Origin of the sequence: Actinophytocola sp. (genome assembly GCF_035942955.1) — a bacterium.
Classification (GTDB): domain Bacteria; phylum Actinomycetota; class Actinomycetes; order Mycobacteriales; family Pseudonocardiaceae; genus DASYTH01.
Window position 1 is genome coordinate 59,290 of the sequence record NZ_DASZCQ010000253.1, and the last position, 11,054, is coordinate 70,343.

The 11,054-nt window shown below is 70.8% G+C and carries 10 protein-coding genes; 1 reads left to right on the top strand and 9 read right to left on the bottom strand.

Translation table 11 applies throughout. The features are described from left to right. The first annotated feature begins 54 nt into the window (after positions 1 to 54). A complete protein-coding gene (locus VGX25_RS26090) occupies positions 55 to 1,311 on the top strand; it encodes an FAD-dependent oxidoreductase (protein WP_326920542.1) in 1,257 nt (418 codons plus the stop codon). Here VGX25_RS26090 and VGX25_RS26095 read toward each other — a convergent pair. The 9 genes from VGX25_RS26095 to VGX25_RS26135 form a co-directional block, all read right to left on the bottom strand. Continuing rightward, entirely contained in the window at positions 1,308 to 2,078 is a 771-nt protein-coding gene (locus VGX25_RS26095; RefSeq protein WP_326920543.1) for a fumarylacetoacetate hydrolase family protein, read from the bottom strand. The genes VGX25_RS26090 and VGX25_RS26095 overlap by 4 nt on opposite strands. 23 nt (positions 2,079 to 2,101) lie before the next feature. Then, the gene (cimA, locus tag VGX25_RS26100; RefSeq protein ID WP_326920544.1) at positions 2,102 to 3,727 is read right to left on the bottom strand and encodes a citramalate synthase; all 1,626 of its coding nucleotides are present in this window, start codon (positions 3,725 to 3,727) and stop codon (positions 2,102 to 2,104) included. Positions 3,728 to 4,095: 368 nt separating this feature from the next. Beyond that, positions 4,096 to 5,145 carry a 3-isopropylmalate dehydrogenase gene (locus VGX25_RS26105; RefSeq protein WP_326920545.1) on the bottom strand — a complete coding sequence of 350 codons (1,050 nt, stop codon included), beginning with the start codon at positions 5,143 to 5,145 and terminating at the stop codon, positions 4,096 to 4,098. A 275-nt stretch (positions 5,146 to 5,420) separates the two neighbouring features. Then, positions 5,421 to 7,019 (bottom strand): phosphoglycerate dehydrogenase, encoded by a 1,599-nt coding sequence (gene serA / locus VGX25_RS26110; protein WP_326920546.1) that lies wholly within the window; start codon positions 7,017 to 7,019, stop codon positions 5,421 to 5,423. A 40-nt stretch (positions 7,020 to 7,059) separates the two neighbouring features. Next, the gene (locus tag VGX25_RS26115; protein ID WP_326920547.1) at positions 7,060 to 7,353 is read right to left on the bottom strand and encodes a DUF397 domain-containing protein; all 294 of its coding nucleotides are present in this window, start codon (positions 7,351 to 7,353) and stop codon (positions 7,060 to 7,062) included. A gap of 9 nt (positions 7,354 to 7,362) precedes the next feature. Continuing rightward, complete coding sequence (gene ilvC / locus VGX25_RS26120; RefSeq protein WP_326920548.1) at positions 7,363 to 8,376, bottom strand: ketol-acid reductoisomerase; 1,014 nt, start codon at positions 8,374 to 8,376, stop codon at positions 7,363 to 7,365. Between the two features lie 50 nt (positions 8,377 to 8,426). Continuing rightward, positions 8,427 to 8,933, bottom strand: a complete 507-nt coding sequence (gene ilvN / locus VGX25_RS26125; protein ID WP_326920549.1) for an acetolactate synthase small subunit — start codon at positions 8,931 to 8,933, stop codon at positions 8,427 to 8,429. A gap of 3 nt (positions 8,934 to 8,936) precedes the next feature. Then, positions 8,937 to 9,083 carry a hypothetical protein gene (locus VGX25_RS26130; protein ID WP_326920550.1) on the bottom strand — a complete coding sequence of 49 codons (147 nt, stop codon included), beginning with the start codon at positions 9,081 to 9,083 and terminating at the stop codon, positions 8,937 to 8,939. A gap of 2 nt (positions 9,084 to 9,085) precedes the next feature. Next, on the bottom strand, positions 9,086 to 10,933 hold the full coding sequence (locus VGX25_RS26135; protein ID WP_326920551.1) for an acetolactate synthase large subunit: 1,848 nt from the start codon (positions 10,931 to 10,933) through the stop codon (positions 9,086 to 9,088). Positions 10,934 to 11,054: the final 121 nt, after the last annotated feature.

Here is an 11,054-nt window from a genome sequence, read left to right on the forward strand (position 1 = left end):
CGGTGCCATCCTCAAAGTATTCAACCAGTGTTGAAATTTGGGGAGTGAGTGATCATGGCCAACACCGAACGAACCACCTGCCTCGTCGTTGGTGGCGGCCCGGCCGGGATGGTGCTCGGCCTGTTGCTGGCCAGGGCCGGCGTGGAGGTCACGGTGCTGGAGAAGCACGGCGACTTCCTGCGCGACTTCCGCGGTGACACGGTGCACGCGTCCACCATCCGCCTGCTCGACGAGCTGGGGCTGGGCGCGGAGTTCCGCAAGCTGCCGCAGAGCCGCCTCGAGACCGTCGCGGTGCCGGTGGACGGCGGTGTCGCGACGCTCGGCGACGTGTCACGGCTGCGACCGCCGTACAACTACATCGCCACGGTTCCGCAGTGGGACTTCCTCGACCTGCTTGCCGACGCGGCCAAGCCGGAGCCCACCTTCACGCTGCGGATGAACACCGAGGCCACCGGGCTGCTGCGGGACGGCGAGCGGGTGACCGGTGTGCGCTACCGCACGGCCGATGGCGCCGAGGGGGAGATCCGCGCCGAGCTCACCGTCGCCTGTGACGGCCGCGGATCGCTGCTGCGCCAGCAGGGCGGTTTCGTGCCCAAGGAGTACCCGGTGCCGTTCGACGTCTGGTGGTTCCGCCTGCCGCGGTACGAGCAGGGCGGCGAGGTCAGCGGGCTGTCGCCGCGGATCAAGGGCAACGAGCTGCTCCTGTTGATCAACCGGGGCGACTACTTCCAGGTGGCCTACTTCCTGCCGAAGGGCACGGACCGGGCGCTGCGGGCCAAGGGCGTGCGGTGGTTCCGCGAGACGGTGGCGGCGATCGCGCCCGAGCTGGCCGACCGGGTCGACTCGATCGAGAGCATGGACGACGTCAAGATGCTCGACGTCCGGCTGAACCGGTTGCGCCGCTGGCACTCCGACGGCCTGCTGCTGATCGGCGACGCGGCGCACGCGATGTCGCCGGCCGGCGGCGTCGGCATCAACCTGGCCGTGCAGGACGCGGTGGCGGCCGCGACGCTGCTGGCCGAACCGTTGCGGCGGCACCGGGTCCGCCCGGTCGACCTGGCCAAGGTCCGCCGCCGGCGGTGGTTCCCCATGGTGGTGACCCAGGGGCTGCAACGGGTGATCCACCGGGCGCTCATCGGACCGGCGCTCGCCGGCGAGCTGGGCAGGTTCCCGAAGGCGCCGGTGCTGCTCACCCAGCGCTTCCCGTTCCTGCGCGCCGTTCCGGCCTACATCGTCGCGATCGGACCGCGCCCGGAGCACGCCCCGGACTTCGCCCGCCGCCCCACCTCGGCCGTGGCCGGCCGAAGTTAGCGGCTGGTCACCGGGTTGGTGAGCGTGCCGATCCCCTCGATCGTCACGCTCACCGTCTGGCCGGCGGTCATCGGGCCGATCCCGGCCGGGGTTCCGGTGAGGATCACGTCGCCGGGCAGCAGGGTCATCACCCGGGACACCCACTCGACTAGCGTGCCGACGTCGTGCAGCAGCAGCGAGGTGCGGGAGTCCTGTTTGGTCACCCCGTCCAGCTCGGTGCGCAGCGCCAGGTCGTCCGGGGTGACCGCGGTGTCGATCCACGGCCCGAGCGGGCAGAACGTGTCGTGGCTCTTGGCCCTCGTCCACTGCCCGTCGGCGTCCTGCTGATCCCGCGCGGTGACGTCGTTGGCCACGGTGTAGCCGAGCAGCACGTCCCTGGCCCGCGCGGCGGGGACGTCCCGGCACGGCGCGCCGATCACCGCGGCCAGCTCGCCCTCGTAGTCCACTCTGGACGAATCGGGTGGGAGCCGGATCGCCGCGCCCGGGCCGATCACCGAGGTCGAGGGCTTCAGGAAGATCACCGGGTTGGCCGGTGCCTCGCCGCCCATCTCGCGGGCGTGGTCGGCGTAGTTCTTGCCGGCGCAGACGACCTTGGTCGGCAGGATCGGGGCGAGCAGCCGGGTGTCGGCCAGCGGCCACCGGCGGCCGGTGAACGTCGGCTCCCCGAACGGATGCTCGGCGATCTCCGCCGCGACGGTGTCGGCGCCCTCGCCCTCGAGCGCCACGAAGGCCATTCCGTCCGGATGGGCTACACGAGCGATACGCACGCGGGCCAGCCTAGGACACCGCGTCAGCCGGCGACGGCGGCCCCGGCCCGGACCCGCATCGCCTTGTGCGCCAACGCATCGCACAGCGCCAGCCAGCTCGCCTCGACGATGTTGCCGTGCACGCCGACCGTGGTCCACTCGCGCTCGTGGTCGGTGGACTCGACCAGCACCCTGGTCACCGCGTCGGTGCCGTGGTGGTCGGTCAGGATCCGGACCTTGTAGTCGGTCAGCTGGACCTCGTCGAGCCACGGCAGGTGCGGCAGGAGCGCGGTGCGCAGGGCGGCGTCCAGTGCGTGCACGGGGCCGTTGCCCTCCGCGGTGGCGATCACCCGCTGGCCGGCCACATGCACCTTGACCGTCGCCTCGGAGACCACCTCGCCGTCGAGCCGGTGGTCCAGGATCACCCGGTAGGACTCGAGGACGAACGGTGTGTTGTCCACTTCGGACAGCTCGGTGCGCAGCAGCAGCTCGAGCGAGGCGTCCGCGGCCTCGAACGACCAGCCGCGGGCCTCGAGCTCCTTCACCCGGCGCACCGCCGCGTTCAGCACGGCGGGCTGGCCGGCCAGGTCGACCCCGAGCTCGCGGCCCTTGAGCTCCAGGCTCGCCCGGCCGGCCATCTCCGTGACCAGCACCCGCATGTCGTTGCCAACCACGGAGGGGTCGATGTGGTTGTACAGCAAGGGGTCCACCTTGATCGCGCTCGCGTGCAACCCCGCCTTGTGAGCGAAGGCCGACGACCCGACGTACGCCTGATGGGTGTTGGGTGCGATGTTCGCGATCTCGGCCAGGGCATGGGAAACCCTGGCCAGCTCCGGCACGCTGTCGGCGGGTAGCACCGGCATGCCGAGCTTGGTCACCAGATTGCCCACCACGGCGAACAGGTCGGCGTTGCCGGCCCGCTCCCCGTAGCCGTTGGCGGTGCACTGCACGTGGCTCGCCCCCGCCTGCACCGCCGCCACGCTGTTCGCCACGGCGCACGCCGTGTCGTCCTGGCAGTGGATCCCGACCCGGAACCCGGTGCGCGCGATCACCTCGCCCACCGTGTCGGCAAGCCCGAGCGGCAGCTGCCCGCCGTTGGTGTCGCACAGCACCGCGACGTCGGCCCCGGCCTCCATCGCCGCGGTGAGCACGCGCAGCGCGCAGTCCGGGTCGTAGCCGAACCCGTCGAAGAAGTGCTCGGCGTCCAGGAACACCCGCCGGCCCTCGCTCACCAGGAACGCCACCGTGTCCCGCACCATCGCGCACGCCTCGGCGACGTCCGTGCGCAGCGCCCGCTCGATGTGCCGCCGGTCCGACTTGGCCACCAACGTGATCACCGGCGCCCGGCTGTCCAGCAGCGCCCGCACCTGAGCGTCCTCGGCCGCCGTCGTCCCGGCCCGGCGGGTGGATCCGAACGCGACCAGCGCGGCGTGGTTCAGGTTCAGCTCGCCGGCCGCCGCACGGGCGAAGAACTCGGTGTCCTTGGGCAGCGCCCCCGGCCAGCCGCCCTCGATGAACCCCACCCCCAGCTCGTCGAGCAGCCGCGCGACCGCCAGCTTGTCGGCGACCGAGTACGAGATCCCCTCCCGCTGCGCCCCGTCACGCAAGGTCGTGTCGTACACGTGGAAGTCGTCGCCCAGCGGCGTGCCGGCGGGGGCGGTGCGGGTCACGGGATGCTCCTTGCAGAAAGGTTGGCCGGACAACAAAAAACCTCCCGCGGGATGCGAGAGGTCAGCGCGCCGGGTGTGGTAGCTCAGCTACCCGGCGCGCTCATCGATAATGATCACAAAGGTGGTCACGGGCACATACTGGCACACTCCGCGCCCGGATACCAGATCCCGGGCCCACCCTCCCAGTTGGTGAGAGCGGGCCCGGCCATGGTCAGGACACGGCCACGCGGACCGGACGATCCGGGTAGCCGGGCCGCGTGGCCAACGGTTGGACTCAGGCCCCTGGAGCCGAATGGTTCTTGACGAACCCCACCGAGATCCTCGACCTGTACCGCTTGGTCCGCCATGACTCGATCACGGAGTAGGCCCTACACGTCGGTGCGGGTGGTGGAGGTGTTGGAGGAGACGAGGGCGGCGAGGCGGTCGCCGATGGCGTAGGTGTTGCCCGGGGAGGGGTGGTCGCGGGTGGCAAGGTCGAAGGCGACGGAGGCCTCGATGCGGCGCGCGGCCTCGGCCTCGCCGAGGTGGTCGAGGAGCAGCGCGACCGACAGGACGGCGGCGGTCGGGTCGGCGATGCCCTGGCCGGCGATGTCCGGGGCGCTGCCGTGGACCGGCTCGAACATCGACGGGTTGCGGCGGGTGATGTCCAGGTTGCCGCTTGCGGCCAGGCCGATGCCGCCGGTCACGGCGGCGGCGAGGTCGGTGAGGATGTCGCCGAAGAGGTTGTCGGTGACGATCACGTCGAACCGGCCGGGGTCGGTGACCATGTGGATGGTGGTGGCGTCGACGTGCTGGTAGGCGACGGTGACATCGGGGTGCTGCAACGAGACCTCCTCGACCACGCGGGACCACAGGGAACCGGCGTGGGTAAGGACGTTGGTCTTGTGCACCAGGGTCAGGTGCCTGCGGGGGCGGGCGGCGGCCCTGGCGAAGGCGTCGCGGACGACGCGCTCGATGCCGTAGGACGTGTTGACCGAGACCTCGGTGGCGATCTCGTGTGGAGTGTCCTTTCGCAACAGTCCGCCGTTGCCGGCGTAGAGGCCCTCGGTGCCCTCCCGGACCACGATCATGTCGATCTCGCCGGGGTCGGCCAGCGGGCTTCTGACGCCGGGGTAGAGCCGGGCCGGGCGCAGGTTCACGTGGTGGTCGAGCTCGAACCGCAGCCGGAGGAGCAGCCCGCGTTCCAGGATCCCGGACGGCACCGACGGGTCGCCGACGGCGCCGAGCAGGATCGCGTCGTGCTGCCGGAGCTCGGCCAGCACCGACTCGGGCAACAGCTCCCCGGTCGCGTGCCAGCGCGCCGCGCCGAGGTCGTAGCGGGTGATCTCGGCATCGGGAACCACCTCGCCGAGCACCTTCAGGGCCTCAGCGATCACTTCGGGCCCGATCCCGTCACCGGGGATCACCGCGAGCCGCATGCACACCTCCAGGGTGTTATCCCGCCGCGCACCGTCTGTCGCAACGACAATATGGGGTCGCGCGTGGTGGTCCAGGGAAGGCTACCCGGAACACGCCCGGGCGATGATCGTGGCCACCCGTCCAGGTGATGTCTCGCGCCGGAGGCCGGCCGCCACCGCGGCAGTCAAGGCGACCACGGAGCGCGCCACCGCGACATGATCACGATCTCGGCCCCGCCGGCGCGACCGCGTAGCGCGCAAACCGAGAGAGGTACGGTCTCGGGCCTAACTTCCGGTTAGTCAAACGCGATCGCGCGGACCAGGGTGGCGCCTACGGCGGCGCCGATGGAGGACAGCACGGCATGGTCGACGGGGCGGTCGACGCGCAGCAGCATGATGGCCGCGGTGGGGTCGGTGGTCTGGCTGAGCTGTGCCGCCTCGATGTTGACCCCGGCCTCGCCGAGCAGCGTGCCCACCCGGCCCATCACGCCCGGGCGGTCCTCGTACTCCAGCAGCAGCACGTGGCCCTCGGCGCGCAGGTCGAAGTGCCGGCCGTTGACCTCGACCAGCTTCTGCACCCCGTTCAGGCCGGTGAGCGTGCCGCCGACGGTGAGCGTCTCGCCGTCGGGGTACACCGCGCGCAGGGTCACCAGGCTGCGGTACGCCTCGCTCTCCGGCTCGGTGACCAGGTCGACGGCCACGCCCAGCTCCTCGGCCAGCCGCGGCGCGTTGACGAACGTGACCTGGTCCTCGACGATCCCGGCGAACACCCCGCGCAGCGCGGCCAGTGGCAGCACCGACAGGTCCTCTGTGGACAGTTCGCCGCGCACCTCGACGGTGATCGACGCGGGCGGCTTGCTGCTCAGCGCGGCCAGCACGGTGCCGAGCTTCTGGGTCAGCGGCAGGAACGGCCGGACCTCCTCGCCGACCACGCCGCCGGCGGCGACGTTGACCGCGTCCGGAACGAAGTCGCCGCGCAGCGCCAGCAGCACCGACCGCGCCACGTCGGTGCCGGCCCGGTCCTGCGCCTCCGCGGTCGACGCGCCGAGGTGCGGCGTGACCACCACGTTGGGCAGCTCGAACAGCGGGCTGGAGGTGGTCGGCTCCTCGGCGAAGACGTCCACCCCCGCGCCGCCCACGTGTCCACTTCGGACAGCCGAGGCCAGCGCGTCCTCGTCCACCAGGCCCCCGCGCGCGGCGTTGACGATCAGCACGCCCGGCTTGGTCTTGGCCAGCGCGTCGGCCCCGATGAGCCCCTTGGTCTCCGGCGTCTTGGGCAGGTGCACGGAGATGATGTCCGCCCTCGACAGCAGCTCGTCCAGGCTGACCAGCTCGATGCCGAGCTGGGCGGCGCGGGCCGGCGACACGTACGGGTCGTAGGCGATCAGCTCGGTGCCGAAGGCCGCCATCCGCTGGGCGAACAGCTGGCCGATCTTGCCGAGCCCGACCACGCCGACGGTCTTGCCGTTGAGCTCGACGCCGGAGAACGAGCTGCGCTTCCACTCCCCGCCGCGCAGGCTGCTGTCGGCCGCCGGCACCCGGCGGGCCACCGCGAGCAGCAGCGCGACGGCGTGCTCGGCGGCCGAGACGATGTTGGACGTCGGCGCGTTGACCACCAGCACGCCGCGCTCGGTGGCCGGCGGCACCTCCACGTTGTCCAGTCCGACGCCGGCCCTTGCCACCACCTTGAGCCGCGGGGCGGCGGCCAGCACCTCGGCGTCGACCTTCGTGGCCGAGCGCACCAGCAGGGCGTCGGCCTCGGCGACCGCGGCGAGCAGCGCCGGGCGGTCGGTCCCGTCGACATGGCGGATCTCGACCTCGTCGCCGAACACCTCGAGGGTGGACGGCGCCAGCTTCTCGGCGATCAGGACGACGGGCTTACTCGGCTTGGTCACGGCGGGGAGTCTAGTGAGGCGGCCTGGTGGGTAGGTCAAGTCACCACGGTTCGTCGAACTCCCCCGCCTTCGCCCCCTGCACGAAGGCGTCCCACTCCGACTCGGTGAACACCAGCACCGTGTCGTCCGGGCCGGTGTACTTCGAGTTCCGCATGGCGATGTAGGTCTTGCCGTCGGTGTGCGGCACGAAAGCGATCTCGACGTACTCGCCCTCGGGGTCGGCGTCGGGCTCGGCCGCCCGCTGCCACTCGGCCTTGGTCAGGTCGAGCTTGCCGCGGACGTGGGCCTTGTCATCGAAGATCGGTGCACTCGTTCGCGACTGCTCGTCGCTCATCGTGTCCCCTCATGCGGTCTCAGTGATCGGGCGGTCGACCCACGACATTAGCCCACGCAGCTTCCGGCCGACCTCCTCGATCGGATGTTGCTCGCCGGCCTGCACCAGCTTGGTGAAGTTGGGCCGGCCAGCGTCGTCCTCGGCTACCCATTCCTCGGCGAACGACCCGTCCTGGATCTCCCGGAGAATCTTGCGCATCTCCTCGCGCACCGCGTCGTTGATCAACCGCGGGCCCCGGGACACGTCGCCGTACTCGGCGGTGTCGGAGATCGAGTAGCGCATCCGGGCGATCCCGCCCTCGTACATCAGGTCCACGATCAGCTTGAGCTCGTGCAGGCACTCGAAGTAGGCCACCTCGGGGGCGTAGCCGGCGTCGACCAGCGTCTCGAACCCGGCCTGCACAAGGGCGGTCGTGCCGCCGCAGAGCACCACCTGCTCGCCGAACAGGTCGGTCTCGGTCTCCTCCTTGAACGTCGTCTTGATCACGCCGGCCCGGGTGCCGCCGATGGCCTTGGCGTAGGACAGGGCGAGCGCGGTGGCGCCCCCCGACGCGTCCTGCTCGACCGCGACCAGGCAGGGCACACCCTTGCCGTCGACGAACTGCCGGCGCACCAGATGCCCTGGGCCCTTCGGCGCCACCATCGCCACGTCCACATTGGACGGTGGGGTGATCAGACCGTAGCGGATGTTGAACCCGTGCCCGAAGAACAGCGCGTCATTCGCCTCCAGGTTGGGGGCGATGGCCTCGGCGTAGATGGACCGCTGCTTGGTGTCCGGAGCCAGGATGATGATCAGGTCGGCCTCGGCGGCGGCCTCGGCGGGGGTGAGCACGCGCAGCCCCTCGTCCTCGGCCTTGGGCCGCGACTTCGAGCCCTCGGGGAGTCCGATTCGGACGTCCACACCGGAGTCTCGAAGGCTCAGCGCGTGCGCGTGACCTTGGCTGCCGTAGCCGATGACCGCGACCTTGCGCCCCTGCACGATCGACAGGTCCGCGTCGTCGTCGTAGAAGATCTCGACTGCCATGCTCTCGGGTACTTCCTTCCTGGATGTCCGGTTGGGGTGGGAAAACACGGTCAACGCACGCCGGTGGCGGTGATGGATCGGGGACCCCGGCCGATGGCCACCATGCCGGACTGGACCATCTCCCGTACTCCATAGGGCTCGAGCATGCGCAGCAGGGCCTCGAGCTTATCGGCGGTGCCGGTGGCCTCGATGGTCAGTGCCTCCGGCGACACGTCGACCACCTTGGCCCGGAACAACTGCACGGTCTCCAGCACCTGGCTGCGGACCGTGGCGTCGGCCCGGACCTTGACCAGCAGCAGCTCGCGCTGCACCGAGGCGGCCGGTTCCAGCTCGACGATCTTGATGACGTTGATCAGCTTGTTCAGCTGCTTGGTGACCTGCTCAAGCGGCTGGTCGGCGACCGCGACCACGATCGTCATCCGGGAGATGTCGCTGTGCTCGGTCGGGCCGACCGCCAGCGACTCGATGTTGAAGCCCCGCCGGGAGAACAGCCCGGCCACCCTGGCCAGCACACCGGGCTTGTTCTCGACGAGGACGGATAAAGTGTGTGTGCTCATCGGTCAGCCCTCCCGCTCGGGAATGTCGGCCATGGTCGTGGGTCGCCTTGGGTGGTGGGTCGCCGGACCGCTCCACGGGCAGACCTCGTTCCTCGGCCTACCCTCGTCGCGGTGGGCCGACTCCCTCGCCGGCAGTTCCGCAAGCTTCATGCCTAGTCCTCGTCGAACAGCGGGCGGATCCCGCGCGCGGCCATGATCTGGTCGTTGCCGGTGCCCGCGGCGACCATCGGCCACACCTGGGCGTCCTTGCCGACCACGAAGTCGATCACCACCGGCCGGTCGTTGATCTCCATGGCCCGGTTGATGACCGCGTCCACCTCCTCGCGCGTCTCGCAGCGCAGCCCCGCGCAGCCCAGCGCCTCGGCCAGCAGGGTGAAGTCCGGGATCCGGTGCTTGTGCGTGCCCAGATCGGTCTGCGAGTAGCGCTCCGAGTAGAACAGGTTCTGCCACTGCCGGACCATGCCGAGGTTGCCGTTGTTGATCACTGCGACCTTGATCGGAGCGCCCTCGATGGCGCAGGTGGCCAGCTCCTGGTTGGTCATCTGGAAGCAGCCGTCGCCGTCGATCGCCCAGACCACCTTGTCCGGCTGGCCGAACTTGGCCCCCATCGCGGCCGGGACCGCGTAGCCCATCGTGCCCAGCCCGCCCGAGTTGATCCAGGTGCCCGGCCGCTCGTAGGAGATGAACTGCGCCGCCCACATCTGGTGCTGGCCGACCCCCGCGGTGTAGATCGCGTCCGGGCCGGCGATCTTGCCGATCCGCTCGATGACGTACTGCGGCGACAGCGTTCCGTCGGTCGGCCAGTCGTAGCCGAGCGGGTAGTTGTCCCGCCAGGACGTCAGCTGCGTCCACCAGGCGGTCAGATCGGGCCGGCCGCCGTCGGCCCGCTCGGCCCGCACCGCGGCGATCAGCTCGACCAGGATCTCCTTGCAGTCACCCACGATCGGTACGTCCGCCCGGCGGTTCTTGGAGATCTCCGCCGGATCGATGTCGGCGTGCACGACCTGCGCGTCCGGGGCGAACGTGGCCAGCTGGCCGGTCACCCGGTCGTCGAACCGGGCGCCGAGCGCGATCAGCAGGTCGGCCTTCTGCATCGCGGCGACCGCGGCCACCGAGCCGTGCATGCCCGGCATGCCGAGGTGCTGGGGGTGCGAATCGGGGAACGCGCCGCGCGCCATCAGCGTGGTGACCACCGGGATCCCGGTCGCCTCGGCCAGCTCGCGCAGCTCGGCCGACGCCTTCGACTTGATCACGCCGCCGCCGACGTAGAGCAGCGGCCGGCGGGCGGCGACGATCAGCTTGGCGGCCTCGCGGACCTGCTTGCCGTGCGGCCGGGTGGTCGGCTTGTAGCCGGGCAGCCGCAGCTCCGGCGGCCACGAGAAGCTCGTGACCTCCTGCAGCACGTCCTTGGGGATGTCCACCAGGACCGGGCCGGGTCGGCCGGTGCTGGCCAGGTGGAACGCCTCCGCCACCACCCGCGGGATCTCCGCCGGGTCGGTGACCAGGTAGTTGTGCTTGGTGATGGGCAGCGTGATGCCGCAGATGTCGGCTTCCTGGAAGGCGTCGGTGCCGATCAGCGCCCTGGTCTGCTGACCGGTGATCGCCACCACCGGCACCGAGTCCATGCTGGCGTCGGCCAGCGGGGTGACCAGGTTCGTCGCGCCCGGCCCGGACGTCGCCATGCACACCCCGACCTTCCCGGTGGCGTGCGCGTACCCGCTGGCCGCGTGGCCGGCGCCCTGCTCGTGGCGGACCAGCACGTGCCGCAGCTTGGTGGAGTCGAGCAGCGGGTCGTACGCCGGCAGGATCGTCCCGCCGGGAATTCCGAACACCACCTCGACGCCGACCGCCTCCAGCGAGCGCACGAGCGACTGGGCGCCGGTCACCCGAACGGGGGCGCCGGCCGGCGGAGTCGGCTTAGGACGGGCCGTTGGCGTCCCGGACCTGGCCGGCCCGGGGGATGCGGCGACCGGGGCGGGTCGCGATGTCGCGCTGGTCATCGTTTCTGCCTCGTGGGTCGTGGATTGTCGGGGCGGTGTTCGTGGCTCGGGCAACAAAAAACCCTCGTCGACCGCGGTGGGTCGTACGAGGGTCGCGCGTTCGACGCGGCGAGACTTCCTC

Excerpts from the sequence above, each read along its gene's own strand:
- VGX25_RS26130 (WP_326920550.1), bottom strand. The coding sequence starts at position 9,083 with ATGAAGCTTGCGGAACTGCCGGCGAGGGAGTCGGCCCACCGCGACGAG.
- VGX25_RS26105 (WP_326920545.1), bottom strand. The coding sequence starts at position 5,145 with ATGCGGCTCGCGGTGATCCCCGGTGACGGGATCGGGCCCGAAGTGATC.
- ilvC (WP_326920548.1), bottom strand. The coding sequence starts at position 8,376 with ATGGCAGTCGAGATCTTCTACGACGACGACGCGGACCTGTCGATCGTG.
- VGX25_RS26115 (WP_326920547.1), bottom strand. The coding sequence starts at position 7,353 with ATGAGCGACGAGCAGTCGCGAACGAGTGCACCGATCTTCGATGACAAG.
- VGX25_RS26135 (WP_326920551.1), bottom strand. The coding sequence starts at position 10,933 with ATGACCAGCGCGACATCGCGACCCGCCCCGGTCGCCGCATCCCCCGGG.
- ilvN (WP_326920549.1), bottom strand. The coding sequence starts at position 8,933 with ATGAGCACACACACTTTATCCGTCCTCGTCGAGAACAAGCCCGGTGTG.
- VGX25_RS26090 (WP_326920542.1), top strand. The coding sequence starts at position 55 with ATGGCCAACACCGAACGAACCACCTGCCTCGTCGTTGGTGGCGGCCCG.